The following is a 15,817-nucleotide window of genomic DNA, read 5'->3' as shown; positions in this document are numbered from 1 at the left end:
ACAGAGTCGCTCTCCGATCACGGCAGTGGAACCGTCACTTCCACGACTACCCACAACCAATGAGCGACACACCACTGACGGAGCAGTCCGACACACAGCGAGACCGAACCGACGACTGTCTCGCGATCGGTAGTATCGTGAGTTCGAACAGCCACATGGATTACACGGTCGAAATCTACAACGAGACCGACCGCGAGCGCGCCCCTGCCCCTGACGAGTGTGGGTTCGGCCAGCCTGTGTTCATCAAGAAGACGATCCGAGGAGACGAGTACATCGTGATGGGCGTCATCTACGACACCCAGCTGGTCGATCCCGACCAGGGTCGGTCCGGTCCGCGACTCGCACAGGGTGACCAACCGCAGTTCACACCGGGATACGTCGAGGAACGGACCAAGTTTGCGGGGGTCGCATTGTTGGGAACTGCGGAGGTTACCGAAGATGGGACAATTGAGAACTCCAGCCACCAGATGCCGCGGTGGACTCTCGCGGTCGAGGATATCGTCGAGCAGTGCCCAGACGGCGTAACCCGCGACTTCCACTCCACTGAAGACGGCCGGCTTCAACTCGCGTACATCGAACGCCTGCTAGACGTCGCCGGTCCACTCGGTGCTGAGGTGACACTGGCACTGGTGGGACGCCTCCGTGACTCGTTCCCCGCGGAGGAACACCAGCGGGTTCTGAACGTCATCGAGAAGGATGTCCGGTGGCAGTCGTCTGTCGACCGGGGGGGTGATGCGATGAGTACACCATCCACCTCGTCCGCGAGGACCGGGAGCGATGGAGATCTTATCGGTACCGTAGCTGGCCCAGGAGATGGCCCGAACGAGTTCTTCATCGTCACTCCGGACGAGCAGGCGGTGAAGACGGGTGAGTTCATCACATACTCGGTGACTGTCGAGGGGACGCCTCGAGATGTCATCGCTCGCGTGACCAATCGGGAGCAGGCGCGGGGACTCCCCGAGGCGTTCATGGCAGACCCCCATGTCGCGCCGGAGGCCGTCGCTGGAACGCTTGGAGTCCCGACAGAGGACATCGACCTCTATCGGCTCGAAGCCACTGTCATCGGTTTCTACGACACCAAAATGGAGACGTTCTCCAACCCGCGCCAACTTCCGCGGCCGGGAACGCAGCTTCGCACTGCCCCTGACGCGATGTTGGAAGCGGTCCTCCCGAACCTCGGTATCGGTGCCGAGAACGCTCGCACCGAGAGCGGAGAAGTAGACTTGAGTTCGGTCGACGTCGCCACGCGAGATGGACTCGCCCACATGGGATGGTTACTCAATCGCGAAACGGGTGCCGTAGACGTCCACGTCCCCATCGACGAATTCGCTGCGACACACCTGGCAATCCTCGCGTCCACTGGCTCTGGGAAGTCGTACACTGCCGGTGTCCTGATGGAAGAGATGATGAAGCCAGACGTTCGGGCGTCACTGCTGGTGTTCGATCCACACGGGGAGTACGGGAGTCTCTCGGAGATTCGAGGAGAGGAGAGATTTGCTGGCGAAGATGGGTACCGACCCGAGGTCGAGTACTTCAATCCCGAAAACCTCCGCATCCGGATTTCGGAATTGAGCGTCGGAGACGTCATGGCTATTCTGGACAACCCCAGCGACCGGATGCAGGAACGACTCGCCGGAGGGTGGCGAGCAATGCAACAACGCGAGTCTCGCACGTGGGGTGTCGATGAGCTGCTGGATGAGATGCGGAACCAGTACGGTCCAGATGATGCAAGTGTCGGAGCACTGGAGTGGCGTCTTCGACGCTCAATCCAGCGGAACGAGCTGTTCACGACGGACGTGAACGTCCCGCTCGATGACTTGGTTGCTCCAGGACGATGTACAGTCCTCCAGATGGACACGCTGAGCCGTCGTGACCAGCAGATGATCGCGACGGTACTTCTCCGCCGCCTGTATCAGGCACGACTGGCTGCCGTTCGTGAGCGCGGTGACGATCCGAACTTCGACGGCGACATCATCGACTTCCCGCTGTTTTCCCTGTTCGAAGAGGGGCACAGATTCGCGCCAGCGACCGGTGATGCCCCCTCGTTGGGTATCATGCGGACGATCACCTCCGAGGGTCGAAAGTTCGGATTCGGACTTGGAATCATCAGTCAGCGTCCATCCAAAATCGACCAGGACGTCCTCTCACAGTGTGGGACACAGGTTACGATGAAGATACAGAATCCGACCGACCAGAAGGCGATCGAGAGCAGCGTCGAAGCTGCTGGTGAGGACGTCCTCCGCGAGTTGCCAGGTCTCACTCCGGGACAGGCAGTCGTATCGGGAGATGCCATGAATACCCCTGTTCTGATTCAGGTCCGTGAGCGTCACACCCAACATGGTGCCGACAGCATCCCTGCGACACAGAGATGGCGAACTGCGAACGAGCAGCGACGAGAACAGCCAACACGTTCTGAAGGGGCGGATATGGGTGGTGGTGAGTCTACTGGTGATGTTGACCTGTTGGGCGATGGCTGACTTTCTTTTGTCCGAATCTGCAAATGTCACGAAGTCTGGATAACTCTCCCGCGTGCCTTCTTTTTAGTATTCTGACGACCTCTGGGAGACTATGTTCGACAGATTCACTAGCATCTTTGGCACTGGTTCTGACGTCCCGGAGTTGATTATTGGTCTTGGATTGGAGGACTGGTACAAAGACCTCGATGAGAATCAGCGACAGAAGCTCCGTCAACATAGCACCTTCTTTGGGACTGGTGGCGAAACCAACCTCCTCGAAGTGGGGAGACGGGAGACGTCTCAAACGGCACAGGAGTATCTGAAAGGGGTCGGTTCTACCGCAGCCAACGAAGGTGATTATGACTTCGCAGAAATGGTTCTACTGACAGCGCTTGAGCGTGAAGATGGGTCTGCCACAAGCACCCATTTCACGTATAACGAGCTGATTGACGTTTATTACAAACAACGCGATAGCCGAGAGGATGCTATTGAGAAATGCGTTGAGTGCTGCGAAAAAGACATTCAGATTGCTGATGAGTTCGTTAGGGAATTTGGTGAGGTTCCTAGAATTCCTGCATTCAAACGCTTAGCAATTATTTATGAAAAGCAAGAGAGGTACGAAGAGGCCCTTGATGTCTGTGACAAAGCACTCGAAATAGGAACAACCGACGGCACGAAAGGCGGCTTCGAAGGTCGCAAAGAACGGATTCAACGAAAGATGAATTGATGTAAGCTGAACTCAATTTGGGTGCCCTCTCTAACACGGTAGATCTGAGTGCTAATTAAATTGAATCAGATGGATTTGCCCTCAAGAGATGTGTGACTGGGCGAAGGAGAATCTGAGCAGTGCGTCTTTTTCATCAGGTGTTAGTGTTTCGGGGGCCCTTGGTCCGTGAGTGGAGGGCTTCGGTCTCCGGCGGCAAGTTCGACATCTATAAATTAGAGTAGGTCGGCATTTGGAATTTCAGTTCAATACCGGGAGGCGGCATAGCCTTCTCGGTTCACATGCCGGAACGACAACCCCCGTAGAGAGGGGTTCGTTCGCCGGTTCTACGAACGGGGGTGAGTTGGTGGTGTTCCGGAACGTTTTCGGGTGCGTTCTGCTGATGGTGGGTCGTGCAGTGGGTGGTTCGGGGTGGTGGGTTCGTGGCGTTGGTGGGGACGGCTCTGGCGTTGGTTGCTGGGGCGGTCGTGGAGCCGGTGGTGTCGGTGGCGTCGGTGGGCGTTGGTGGGTGGGTGGTGGTCGTCGGTGGTGTGGTCGTGGGTGCGGAGGGTCGGTCGCTGTTCGGTGACGGCGATGGTCGTGTGGTGTTCGGTGGCGGGGAGGTGCTGGCGCGTGGGGGCGTGGTGGAGGTGGTGGCTGTTGCGGGTGCGGCTGCGGTGACGTACGCGTTGAGCGTGCATGCTGGGTTCGGCCCGGTTCTCGCGTCGGCGGTCGTCGGGCTCGTGGCGGGGGTCGTGTTCTCGGACGTCGATGCGGCGGCGTACTGTGGGTCGTTCGTGGGGATGGTGTCGCCGGTGGTGTTCCCGTCGGTCGGGGTGGTCCTGGTCGCGGGATTGGTTGCGGGTGTCGGGTTCGTCGCGACGCGGGAGTCGTTCGCTGGGTTCGGTGGGAAGCTCGGGACGCTGGCGCTGTTCGGGTGTGCGTCGACGGGACTGGTGTTGGGCGTGGAGTACGCGGCGGCGAGTGGCGTGCCATGGGCGAGTGCGGTCGTGGTGGTGCCGACGGCTGCGGTCGCGGCCGTGCTCACTGCGGGCTTGAGCCAGCGGTTCGGGCTCGGTGCGGTGGTGGCGTCGGCGGTCGTCGGGGTGGTGGCTGGCGTGACGCTTCCGGTCGTCGTCGATGGTGGCGGGCGGTTGGCGGCGGTCGCGTTCTGCGCGTCGTTCGTCGGGATGTCGTCGCGCGAGCGACTCGGGAGCGCGCGCTCGGTCGGGGCCGCTGGCGTGGTGTGCGGGGTCGTGTTCGTCGTCGTCGCACCTGCGTTCGCCGGCGCGGGCGGGAAGCTCGGGACGACCGCGTTCGTCTCCTGTCTGGCGGTCGCGGGCGGCAGTCGGTCGGTCGCGGCGGTCCGCGAGCGCGTCGCCGACGCCACGTAGCGCGCGCACACCGTGGCTTTCGGGAACGCGAACGGTTTTCGGTGTTCGTTCGCTTGCGCTACACATGAGCGAGCGTGCTTCTGGGTTGTCGCGGTTGAAGCGACCGTTGTTGTACGTGATGGGACCGCTGTACGTGCTGGCCGGTATCACGCACTTCGTGGCGCCGGACGCGTACGAGCGCGTGGTGCCGCCGGGGTTCCCGCGGCCGCGCGAGCTCGTGTACGCGTCGGGGGTCGCGGAGATCGCGCTCGGTCTGGGCGTGCTGCATCCGGAGACGCGGGAGGCGTCGGCGTGGGGGCTCGTCGCGCTGCTCGTGGCGGTGTTCCCGGCGAACGTCTACATGGCGGTGGACGACGAGGCGGTCGATGAACTACCGGGGGGTGTCGAGCCGTCGGACGCGGCGCTGTGGGCGCGATTGCCGCTCCAGGCGGTGCTGGTGGCGTGGGCGTGGTGGTACACGCGACCGATGGAGGACGCTGCTGACGCGACCGACGAGTCGGCCGCGTAGACGCGTCAGGTCGGCGCTGCCGACCCGGCCGCGCTGTGGGCCGTGCTTTCTCGGTGTCGGAGCGCGTACCGTCGCGTATGATTCGCGTGTTCGTGAGCGACGGCATGGGGATGCTGGAGGGACTGGAGTCGATGGTCGGCGAGCACTCGAGTGGCGACGTCGAGTTCGTCTGGGAGGTGGTCGACGAGGTGGATGCGCTGGCGTCGGCTGCGGCGGACGCGGACGTACTCGTGGTCGGCCCTGATGCGCCGGTGACCCGGGCGGTCCTCGAGGCGGTCGAGCCGGCGGTCGTGGTGCGCGCTGGCGTCGGCGTGGACAACGTGGACGTGTCGGCTGCCCAGGATTTGGGGGTGGTGGTGACGAACACGCCGTCGTACTGTCGCGAGGAGGTGGGCGAGCACGCGCTGGCGTTGACGCTCGCGGCGGCCCGCCGGCTCTCGACGTACGACCGGTCGACGCGGGCGGGCGAGTGGGACTGGGGAGCGGCTTCGCCGCCGCGACGGCTCGCGGCGTCGACGGTGGGGTTCGTCGGGTTCGGCGCGATCGCGCGGTCGGTCGCGTCGGCGTTCGTGGCGTTGTTCGACGAGGCGGTGGCGTACGACCCGTACGTGGACGCGGCGCTGGCGGCGGAGCACGGCGTCGAACTCGCGGACTTCGAGGGGGTGTGCGAGCGCGCGGACGCGCTCTGTGTGTTCGCGCCGTTGACCGAGGAGACGCGCGGGCTCGTCGACGCGGACGCGCTCGCCGCCCTCCCCGAGGATGCGGTCGTCGTGAACGTCGGCCGTGGCGCTATCGTCGACGATGCGGCGCTCGCGACCGCGCTCGACGACGGCCCGGTCGCGGCGGCGGCACTGGACGTCCTCCCGACGGAGCCACCGGTGGACTCGCCGCTCGTCGGCCGCGACGACGTCCTCGTCACGCCGCACGCGGCGTGGTACTCGACGGAGGCTGCGAGCGACCTCCTGGAGACGGTCGCCGCGACGGTCGCCGCCGTCGTCGACGGCGACGCGGTTCCGGAGCGCGTTCGCGTCGCCTGACCGCGACGCCGGCAGGTCGTCGAGGGCTGTCGAGGTTTTTGTCGCTGGCGAGCGTGTCCGTTCGCATGACGCGCATCGCGCTCATCGCGCACGACGACGAGAAGCCCGAGATGCTCGACTTCGCCGCTGCGCACGAGTCGTACCTCTCGACGATAGATATCGTGACGACGGGGACGACCGGGGAGCGCATCCGCGACGAGGTCGGGTTGGACGTCGACCGGAAGGCGTCGGGCCCGATGGGTGGCGACCTCCAGATCGGGGGGATGGTCGCGGAGGGCGCGCTCGACGCCATCGTCTTCCTCCGCGACCCGCTCACCGCCCAGCCGCACGAACCGGACATCTCCGCGCTCCTCCGCATCTGCGACGTGCACGACGTCCCGTTGGCGACGACGCGCACCGCGGCGGAGTACGTGCTCGCGGGCGTCGCCGCCGAGGACGACGTCACCCTGGACGCGTAACCGGATTCGGCCGGAGCCGTCGCCCGGTTCAGTCGGAGCCGTCGCCTGATTCGAGGTCGGCGAGCGCGTCGTGCAGGCGGTCGCTGGCGTGCGTGCCGTGGATGAGGTGCGCGGCGCCGGTGGCGGTGGCGGCGTTCCACCAGCGCGCGAACCGGCGGCGGGCGCGGAAGCGCGAGGTCATGGCGACGGCGGTCCGCCACGCGCTCGTCCGGCATTCGTCGATGGTGACGACGGTGAGCCACTCGTCGACGCGACCGAGGTGGTCGTCGACGGCGGCGATACCGGGGGCGTCGCGTGCGGCGAGCGCGTCCTGGGTGTCGTCGACGAGGCCGTGGATGACGTCGATGACGGCGTCGTGGTCGGCGCGGCGCGTCCGCCGGTCGGTTTCGATGCCGGCGTCGACGAGCGCGAGCGAGAGGTCGTAGTTGATGTGCGCGTTCACGCCGAGTGCGGCGTCCTGCGCGACGAGGCAGCGGTCGGCGCGCGCGGCGTCGAACGCGAGCACCCACGGCGCGGGAACCGTGTCGACGCGTCCGGTCTCGTAGCGGTGGACGGCGCGCCGGTAGTGGTTCGCGAACGCGACGAGGTACGCGCGCACCCACTCGGGGTCCTCGAACTCGCCGCGCTCGATTCGGTCGGCGACTGCACCCGTCATCCGCGCGTAGATGGAGAGGAACGTCGCCCGCCTGTCGCCGGTCGCCGCGAAGCGCTCGCGGAGCGCGACGAGGCGGTCGTGGGCGTCGTCGACGTCGACGTACGCGTCGGCGGTGAGCGCGAGCACCTCGGAGTCGGCGCCGACGGGTCGGTCGCCGTCGCCGGGCACGCCGTCGGCGTCGGTGGGTTCGAGGCGGTCGCCGGTCGGCGTGGGCGTGCGGACGTGCGTCGCGGCGGCGCGGAGCGCGCGCCGACGCCGCGACCTCGGTGTCGCGCTCGAGTACATACCACGTACAGACGCGCAGTCGGCATAACGATGCGTGTCGACGGCACCGCTGGGAGGGCTGGGAGCGCCCGGTCAGTCGTCGCCGGTTTGAGGTGGGCGCCCGGTCAGTCGTCGCTCGTTGGACGTGCGAGCGGCGGCGTCGGGGCGTCCGCGTCGGCGGCGAGCCAGGCGCGACAGAGCCGCCGGAATTCGGCGTCCGTGAGTGCGTCCGCCTCGAGCTGTCCGGCGGCGGCGTGGACGTCGCGGTCGGTCGCGCTGCCGCGTTCGAGGACGCGCTGGAAGACGTCCGCGACCACCGGGACCTCGCGGTCGCCGTCGACGTCGACCTCGCCGCTGGCGGTCGCGACGGTCCCGTCGAACGCGAGCGTGGCGCCGTCGCTCGCGTCCGCCGGGAGGTTTACATTATACGTAAACCTCCGGGGTTGCCGGTCGTCGCTGTCGGTCAGGTCGCTCTCGTCGCTGGTGGCGGACCGGCTCTCGTCGCTGGTGGTGGACTGGCTCTCGTCGCTGGCGGTGGACCGGCTCTCGCCGCTGGTGGCGGACTGGCTGGCGCGCCCCCAGAGGAGGTAGCACTCGTCGTCGGCGTCGACGACGCGGACGGGCGTCGGCGCGACCGCCTGCGGGGTGATGGGGCCGGGGGCGTGCTCGTGGAGGAGCACGCGGTCGGCGGTCTCGTGGACGGTGACGGTCACGGTGAGCGTCCCGTCGGGGGCGGCGACCACGTCGTCGACCCGTCGGACCGCGCCAGCGCGCCGGTCGCGCGACGCGGTCGGGGTCGCCTCGACGAACCCGCTCGCGGGGAACTCGCCGGATGCGGTCGCGTCGCCGGCGGTGCTGCGCGAGCCGGTGGCGTCGGTGGTGCTGCGCGAGCCGGTGGCGTCGGTGGTGCTGCGCGAGCCGGTGGCGTCGGTGGTGCCGCGCGAGCGGGTGTCGTCCGCGAGTGCGTCGCCGCGGCCCGTCCAGCGCGCCCAGAGCGCGAGGGCGCTCGGGAGGACGAACACGCTCGCGAGGAACGCGTACGCGATGGTGAGCGCGGTGATGACGCCGAACGCCTGGAGGAACGGGAGGAGCGCGACCGTGAGGACGCCGAACCCGCTCGCGGTCGTCGCCGCCGACGACAGGAGCGCGCCGCCGGTCCCCGTGACGCTCTCCTCGAGCGCCGCGTCCACGTCGCCGGACGCGTCGAGTTCCTGCACGAACCGCTCGCCGACGTGGATGCTGTAGTCGATACCGAGCCCGATGGTGAGGCTCGTGATGAGGCCCGTGACGATGTTGAACGGCACCTCCAGGAACCACATCGACCCGAGCACCCACGTCACGGTGAACGCGACCGGGAGGACGACGACCGCGCCGAGCGTCGCCGTCCCCTCGGTGAACGCGTACGCCGCGGTGAGGAAGACGAGCGCGGCGACGAGCGCCACCACGAGCCCCTGGACGACCGTGTCGAGCAGCTGGTCGGCGGTGACGGCGTTGATGACGACCGACCCGGTCGCCGTCGCCGTCACGTCGCCGTCGGTCGCGCCGCCCGCGCCGGCCGCCGCGGCGCCCTCGACGCCGTCCTCGACGTCCGCCGCGAACCACCGGAGCTGATCGGTGACGACGGCGTCCTCGGCGGCGCCGTCGACGGAGACGGTCGCGACGAGCGCGTCGTACTCGCCGCCGTCGGTCCGATGGAGGACGGTCGCGGCGTCGTCGGGCGCGACCCCGTAGAGCGCGTCGTAGACCGCGGTCACGTTCTCGTCGGGGACGCCGTCGTCGTCGGTGTCGGACGCGTGGAACGTCGCGTTGAACGACTCGTTCGCGGCCGCCGTCTCGCGCATCACCGTCAGGGGCGTGCGGACGGCCGTGTCGCCGTTCGGGTACGTCGCGACGACGGCCATCGTCGACGCGTTCTCGGTCGCCGCGTCCAACCGGTCGAGCGTGCCCGCGCTGGCGACGTCGCCCTCGACGAGCACCGTGCCCTCGGCGTCCTGGCGGACGAACCGGTCGTTCAGGACGTCCATCCCGGCCTTGGCGGTGTAGTCGCCGGGCGCGAACGGCTCGGGGAGGTCCTTCAGCCAGTCGGCGGGGTCGTCCGCGAGGAAGTCCTCCTGCGCGAAGCTCGTGTCCACCTGCGTCGCGCCGTACGCGCCACCGGCGCTGACGAGGACGGCGACGACGATGACGGCGACCGGTGCGCGCCGCGCGATGCCGGCGCTCGCCTGGAGCGCCCGGCGGACGACGCCGTCCGCGGCACCGATGGCGGCCCCGCCCGGTGCGTGGCCGCGCGATGCGAGGAACTCGTCGAGCTCGGTCTTCACCGCGGGGACGAGTGCGCCGAAGACGACGAGCGTCGCGACGATACCGATCGCGCTCACGACGCCGATCTGGCGGAACACCGACAGGGGGCTCGCGAGGTTCGACAGGAACCCGATGACGGTCGTCCCCGTGACGAGGACGAGCGCGACGCCGACGCTCCCGAGCGCGGTCGTCATCGCCTCGCGCGGCGACGACCGCTCGTCGCCCGTGCTTTCGGTGGTCTCGGTGCTGTCGGTGCGCTCCTCGCGGTACCGCATGACGACGTGGATGGCGTAGTCGATACTGAGGCCGATGAGGAGGACGACGACGATGATGAACGGCTGGTTGAACGCGATGCCGACCCAGCCCATGACGCCGAACGTCCACACGAGCACGAGGCCGACGCCGAGGACGCCGAGGACGACGTCGACGAGGTCGCGGTACGCGATGACGAGGACGACGACGACGAACAGGAGCGCGAGCGGGCCGACGAGCGTGAGGCTGTCGGTCATCGACGCGTCCGTCTCGTCGGCGACGACGCCGTTCCCGAACACGAGGTACGAGGTCGCGTCGTCGCCGTGGGCGTCGCCGATGCTCGCCATCGCGAGTTCCGCGTCGACGAGCGACTGCGGGGCGTCGCTCGGCGCGGTACCGGCGCCGTCGGTCGCGTGCACGGCGACGAGCAGCGTGGCGTTCGCCTCGGTGTCGCCGGTCTCGTAGTCGGTCGGCATCAGCGAGAGCGCGCCGCCGCGCTGGCTCGCGTCGCCGAGGACGCGCTCGAGGACGCCGTCGACCTCGGTCTCGTTCAGTGCGGCGAGCGCGTCGCGTTGCTCGGCGAGCGACGGGTCGACGCCGTCGCGGAGCGCCGCGGCGTCCGCCTGGAGTGCGGCGTACTCGGCGTCGAGCACGCCCTGGGTGCCCTGCTGGTAGGCGGTCTCGCGCGCGGACTCGCTCGCGGAGTCGTTCCGGAGGGTCGCGGCGGCGTCCGCGAACGTCGCGTAGTCGCCGGTGAGGTTCGCGCTCGCGTTCGCCGCGACGGCGTCGTACTCGGCGCGAACGCTCGCGTTCGGGTCCGCGTCGAGGGTCGCGAGCGCCTCGTGGAGCGCGCGACTCGTCTCGTTCAACTCGCGCTCGCGGGCGTCGAGTTCGGCGCGCCGGTCGTCCGCGTACGCGGTCGTCGCGGCGGCGGTCGCGACGCTCCGGGTCGCGTCCGCGCCGTCGAGCGACGCGTTCACGGTCTCGTTCGCCGCTATCGCGGCCTGGTAGTCGAGCGTGGCGAGCAGCGAGTCCCTCGAGAGGACGTTCTCGCCGCGGACGACGACCTGCGAGACGCTCCCGTTCCCGTTCTCGCGTTCGAAGTTCGTGTCGACGTAGTCCTGCGCGTCGGCCTCGTCGGTGTCGGTCTGGAACTGGTCGAGCGACGTCTCCTGTTCGACGAGCGGGACGCCCGCGCCGACGACGAGCGTCGCGACGAGCAGGACGGCGACGACGAGGCGACTGTGCTCGGTGATCCCAGCGGCGAGCCCGCGGATCATTGCGGCCCCTCCGTCGCGGCGACCCCCGACTTGCTGAACGAACGTTCGGTAACCATGCACTGAACGAACGTTCGGTAGGTATTAGTTCTTTCGACCTCGTAACAGGTATGGCGCCCGAACGAATATTCGGTCAGCATGAGCGACTCGACGACCGACGACGCCCTCGACACCCGCGAACGCATGATGCTCGCCACCCTCCGCGTCCTCGGCGACCACGGCTACGCCGGCCTCTCCATCCAGCGCATCGCCGACGAAGCCGACCTCAGCAAGTCCTCGTTCTACCACTTCTTCGACGACAAGGACGACCTCCTCCTCTCCTTCCTCGACTTCATGCTCGCACGCTACGGCCTCCCCTTCGAGCAGGAATCACCCGACGGCCCGAAAGCGGAACTCGACGCCTACCTCGCGTTCGCGCTCGACGGCGTCACCGGCGACATCGTCATCCCGCTCGACGACTTCGACCCCGGAAGCGGCCGGCCCTACGTCGCACTCCGCTCGCAGGCCACGTTCGACGACGACTACCGCGGGCGCTTCACCGACATCGACGCGAACATCCACGACCGCCTCGCCGACGTCATCGAACGCGGCATCGACCAGGGCGTCTTCCGCGACGTCGACGTCCACGCCACCACCGAACTCATCATGAGCGTCATGCTCGGCTCGCTCTTCCGGCGCGCCACCAGCGACCAGGTCGACGTCGACGCCGTCCGCACCCAACTCGACACCGTCCTCGAATCGCACCTCTACGCCGACGACTGACGCGGACTCGTCGCCACACCGAGAATCGACACAGACTCGTCGCTACCCGAACGAGCCGTAGCGCTCTTGTCGACGACGAGCGTCCTCACGGGTCCGCCCATGGACCTCGACACCTTCCGGTACTACACGCGCTGGCACCACGCCGCCAACCGCCGCCGGTACCGCGCGCCAGCCGACCCCTGGCGACTCGTCCACGTCGACCCCGCCGACGTGGACGCCTACACCGGCGCACTCCCGCTCAACTACGGCCTCGGGCGCGTCCGCGGCGGCGACTGGGACCGCGACGCCGAACGCGACCCCGTCCGCGAGACCCCGAACTACCGCGGCCTCCGCGAGCGCTTCGTCGACGGCCGCGCGTGGGAGGACACCACGCTCTACGAGTACATCGCCGAGCAGTTCGAGGACCGCGAGCACGTCCGCGGCTACGACTCCCTCGACGCGTTCCGCGAGACTCGTCTCCACTACCTCGATGACCTCCACGAGTCCATCGCGACCGACGGCTACCGCGCGAACGCCCACGCCGCCGGCGAAGCAGCCTCCGTCGACGACGACGCAGCCCCGGGCGACGACGACGCAGGCCCCGTCGACGCCGCGGCCGGACACGACCCCGCGGACGCCGACAACGCCTTCGAGACGGCGTACGCGAGCAAGCTCGAACCGCTCGTCGTCCTCGCCCGCGACGGCGACGTCGTCTGGACGGAGGGCTACCACCGATTCGGTATCGCCGACCTCCTCGACCTCGACGCCGTCCCGGTCCAGGTGCTCTGCCGACACGAGGACTGGCAGCGCGTCCGCGACGCCGTCGCTCGCGAGGGTCTCGACGCCGTCGACCTCCCCGCGGGCGTCGACGCGACCCATCCCGACCTCGTCGACGTCCGCGACGACTGACCGACCCCGTCGAACCGCGATTTCGCTCGCGCCCCACCGATTAATTCATAACCCACCGCTCGGCACGTTGATACGATGGCGGTACTCTCAACCGAAGACGAGGGGAAGTTCCTCATGGACGTCGAAGGCGAACAGATCGGTATCGTGACCGAGGTCGACCCCGACGCGCAGGTCGCGTACGTCGAACCCGAACCCGGGATGGCCGAAGCCATCGTGCAGGGCCTCGGGTACGGCGACAAGGACGACGACGACATCGAGGTGCCCGCCGACAGCATCGAGACCGTCACGGACAGCGAACTCCGCGTCGCGACCGACCTCTAGCGGCCGCGAACCCGACCTCGTTCCGTCGACACCGACCCGGGCAGCCACCGGCTAGTACTGGACGACGGCGTTCAGGATACCCGCGGTCTGCCCGACGCCCGCGAGCGCGATGGCGGGGAGCGCGAGCGCGACGCCGCCGACGCTCCCGTAGAGGAACGCGAGCGCGCCGACGCCCGAGAGCACGCCACCGACGGTGTACACCCAGTCCGCCTCCTCGCGCGGGAGCACCCGGCCCGTGTAGCCGAGTGCGACCGCCGGCACCACCATCCAGGCGAACACGGTCGCGCGCAGCAGCGTCTCGCCGCCGTCCGTCGCGAGCGCGTACGTCCCGACGAGCGTGACGCCCGCACCGACGACGATGACCGCGAGCCACGCCCGCAGGACCGGATGCGTCTGCATGTCCCGCCACGAGAGCGCGGCGAACGCGACCAGGACGACGTCCATCACGACGTGCGCGACCAGCGCCGTGTGCGGCGACGCCACCTCCAGATGCGCGAGCGCCGCGAACGTCCACGCGAGCGGCACCAGGCCCGCCGGCGCGGTCTCGCGGACGCGACGGAGCATCCTACGCTCGCTCGCGGACGACCTCGACGGCGTCCACGAGCGCCGCGTCGTCCTCGAGCGCCGAGAGCACCTCGCTCGCCGACGCCTCGAGCGCGAACGCCGGCCGGCCCTTCCCGACCGCCGACGACTCCCCGTCGTCGACGCGCACGACCGGCCCCTCGACCTCCAGCACGTTCAGGCCGCGCGCGACCGCCGCCTCGTCGAGCGACCCGACGACCGCGTCCGCGAGCGCGTCCGTACAGTCACCGCACGCCGCCCGGACCGCCGGCGCGTGCGCCGGCGTCTCCTCGACGGCTTCGAGCGATGCGAGCCCCAGCAGGACGACCCGGTTCGACAACGACAACGACGAGACCTCGGAATCCATACCCGAACGTGCACGCGGCGGACCCAAAGGGATACTGGTGGTTCGCGGCCGGCGAGAAGCAGGGACGGGACCGCGGCGAGCGATACCCGACTCGCCGTCGCGGTCGCCTCAGCCGTCCGGCCCGGCCTTCTCCGTCACGCGGAAGTCCGCCGGCGGCGCGAGGATGCCCGCGACCGTCCCCATCGAGTGCACGACCGTCACCACGGGCGCGAGCGGGAGCGCGAGCGCGAGCGGCACCTGGTCGGCGTCGTCGTAGTACAGGACCCCGCGGAGGTACCAGAACGCCGTGAACGCCGCGAGCACGACGGAGACCGCGACGAACAGCGTCGCGTACACGACGGTCGCGCCGAGCAGCGACAGCGGGACGACGACGAGCGTCACGACCGGCGACAGCGCCCACGCGTAGTTCCGGACGCGCGTCAGCACGCGGTATCGCGTCGGCAGGAGACTCGTCGCGTCGAGGTTCCCCGCCGCCCACCGCCGGCGCTGCTGGAGGATCTCCGTGAGGTTCGGCGGCGCCTCGTTCCGACACACCGACTCCGAGAGCGCGAAGTCGACGTCGAACTCTCGGGCGGCCGCCCACACGAACGCGGTGTCCTCCACGAGCGTCTCGCGGTCCCACGTCACCGCGTCCTCGACCGACGACCGGACCGCGATGCCGCCGCCCCACGCGAACAGCGGGACGGAGAGCCGCGCGAACGCACGTTGCTCGATCTGGACGCCCATCCGGTAGACGTCCGCGAGGTACGACAGCGCCGACCCCGTGTGCCGGGGGCGTTCGCGGAGCTGGACGACGTCCGCGTCCGGGAGGCCCCGCCAGTCCGTGAGGAGGCTGTCCTCGTCGAGGTACAGGACGTACTCGCGGTCCGTGTCGAGCGTTCGGCGCGCCCACTCGATGGCCCGACCCTTCCGGACGGCGTCGCACTCGAAGTCCTCGGGGACGCTGTGGACGTCCGCGCCCGCGACGTCGATGGCGTCCTCGGCGACGACGTGGACGTCGTCGAGGTCGTCGGGGAGGCTGTCGACGGTCGCCTGCACGACGTCCGCGGCGTCGATGGTGAGGACCCGCACCTGGACGTCGTCGCCGTCGTACTCGGGGGGCGGGGACTCGTAGCCCGCGCCGACGACGTACGCGAGCGCGAACCAGACGACGGCGGTCCCGGCGAACAGCGCGGCGGTCGTCCACAGCGTCAGTTCGAAGAGCGATGCGACCGTGCCGGCGGCCAGGGGTGTGACGCCCGCCGTCGCTGCACCCGTGAGTACGAGCACGGCGGCGACGACGGCGAGCGCGACGCGTTCGACCTTCATCGTGGTCGACGCGTGGCACTCGCGGCCCTTCAACGGGCGACGCCGTTCGGCCCGGTTCGGCGTCGTTCGACGGGGTTCATTCCGTTCAATCGCCCGCAGGCATCGGGGCGAGTCACGAACCAGTCCCGGACGACGACCGTCGAACCGACCGTCGAACGCGCCGCCGATACCGATGCCTTGAAGTTCTGGACGGTTCCACGATAGCGTCCGCAGTTCCCGACCCGTCTCGGGTCGATGCCACGCGCACTCCTCGCCGCACGGCTCCGTTTCGACTGCACGCTCGCTAGCCTGCCCGCTGTCGGTCT

General features: G+C 68.6%; 14 protein-coding genes. 9 read left to right on the top strand and 5 right to left on the bottom strand.

The window, feature by feature from the left end:
* The first annotated feature begins 59 nt into the window (after nt 1-59).
* From VYJ16_RS14495 to VYJ16_RS14470, 6 genes are all read left to right on the top strand, one after another.
* Nucleotides 60-2,477: an ATP-binding protein gene (locus VYJ16_RS14495; RefSeq protein ID WP_336351016.1), complete on the top strand. Its 2,418-nt coding sequence runs from the start codon at nt 60-62 to the stop codon at nt 2,475-2,477.
* Nucleotides 2,478-2,568: 91 nt separating this feature from the next.
* Nucleotides 2,569-3,183 carry a tetratricopeptide repeat protein gene (locus VYJ16_RS14490; protein WP_336351015.1) on the top strand — a complete coding sequence of 205 codons (615 nt, stop codon included), beginning with the start codon at nt 2,569-2,571 and terminating at the stop codon, nt 3,181-3,183.
* A 389-nt stretch (nt 3,184-3,572) separates the two neighbouring features.
* Nucleotides 3,573-4,553, top strand: coding sequence for a hypothetical protein (locus VYJ16_RS14485; RefSeq protein WP_336351014.1), 981 nt, complete (start codon nt 3,573-3,575; stop codon nt 4,551-4,553).
* A 64-nt stretch (nt 4,554-4,617) separates the two neighbouring features.
* Entirely contained in the window at nt 4,618-5,061 is a 444-nt protein-coding gene (locus VYJ16_RS14480) for a DoxX family protein (protein WP_336351013.1), read from the top strand.
* 77 nt (nt 5,062-5,138) lie between these two features.
* Nucleotides 5,139-6,098, top strand: a complete 960-nt coding sequence (locus tag VYJ16_RS14475) for an NAD(P)-dependent oxidoreductase (protein ID WP_336351012.1) — start codon at nt 5,139-5,141, stop codon at nt 6,096-6,098.
* A gap of 65 nt (nt 6,099-6,163) precedes the next feature.
* Nucleotides 6,164-6,556 carry a methylglyoxal synthase gene (locus VYJ16_RS14470; protein ID WP_336351011.1) on the top strand — a complete coding sequence of 131 codons (393 nt, stop codon included), beginning with the start codon at nt 6,164-6,166 and terminating at the stop codon, nt 6,554-6,556.
* A gap of 28 nt (nt 6,557-6,584) precedes the next feature.
* On the opposite strand, the gene VYJ16_RS14465 is transcribed toward VYJ16_RS14470, so the two are convergent.
* Together VYJ16_RS14465 and VYJ16_RS14460 are read right to left on the bottom strand one after the other, a co-directional pair.
* On the bottom strand, nt 6,585-7,496 hold the full coding sequence (locus VYJ16_RS14465) for a DUF5995 family protein (RefSeq protein ID WP_336351010.1): 912 nt from the start codon (nt 7,494-7,496) through the stop codon (nt 6,585-6,587).
* A gap of 104 nt (nt 7,497-7,600) precedes the next feature.
* Nucleotides 7,601-11,308, bottom strand: coding sequence for an efflux RND transporter permease subunit (locus tag VYJ16_RS14460; protein WP_336351009.1), 3,708 nt, complete (start codon nt 11,306-11,308; stop codon nt 7,601-7,603).
* 135 nt (nt 11,309-11,443) lie between these two features.
* Here VYJ16_RS14460 and VYJ16_RS14455 point away from each other — a divergent pair, with 135 nt between their 5' ends.
* From VYJ16_RS14455 to VYJ16_RS14445, 3 genes are all read left to right on the top strand, one after another.
* Nucleotides 11,444-12,067, top strand: a complete 624-nt coding sequence (locus VYJ16_RS14455; RefSeq protein ID WP_336351008.1) for a TetR/AcrR family transcriptional regulator — start codon at nt 11,444-11,446, stop codon at nt 12,065-12,067.
* A 99-nt stretch (nt 12,068-12,166) separates the two neighbouring features.
* Nucleotides 12,167-12,955: a hypothetical protein gene (locus VYJ16_RS14450; RefSeq protein WP_336351007.1), complete on the top strand. Its 789-nt coding sequence runs from the start codon at nt 12,167-12,169 to the stop codon at nt 12,953-12,955.
* A gap of 75 nt (nt 12,956-13,030) precedes the next feature.
* Entirely contained in the window at nt 13,031-13,276 is a 246-nt protein-coding gene (locus VYJ16_RS14445; RefSeq protein ID WP_336351006.1) for a hypothetical protein, read from the top strand.
* 51 nt (nt 13,277-13,327) lie between these two features.
* Here VYJ16_RS14445 and VYJ16_RS14440 read toward each other — a convergent pair whose 3' ends face one another.
* The 3 genes from VYJ16_RS14440 to VYJ16_RS14430 form a co-directional block, all read right to left on the bottom strand.
* On the bottom strand, nt 13,328-13,840 hold the full coding sequence (locus VYJ16_RS14440) for a hypothetical protein (RefSeq protein WP_336351005.1): 513 nt from the start codon (nt 13,838-13,840) through the stop codon (nt 13,328-13,330).
* A 1-nt stretch (nt 13,841) separates the two neighbouring features.
* Entirely contained in the window at nt 13,842-14,204 is a 363-nt protein-coding gene (locus VYJ16_RS14435; RefSeq protein ID WP_336351004.1) for a hypothetical protein, read from the bottom strand.
* Nucleotides 14,205-14,312: 108 nt separating this feature from the next.
* Nucleotides 14,313-15,512 (bottom strand): glycosyltransferase family 2 protein, encoded by a 1,200-nt coding sequence (locus VYJ16_RS14430; RefSeq protein ID WP_336351003.1) that lies wholly within the window; start codon nt 15,510-15,512, stop codon nt 14,313-14,315.
* Between the last annotated feature and the right edge of the window lie 305 nt (nt 15,513-15,817).

The sequence above is a fragment of the Halorubellus litoreus genome (genome assembly GCF_037081675.1).
Lineage (GTDB): Archaea > Halobacteriota > Halobacteria > Halobacteriales > Natrialbaceae > Halorubellus > Halorubellus litoreus.
Note: the sequence above shows the minus strand (reverse complement) of the source record. Positions and strands in the feature narration are given on the sequence as shown.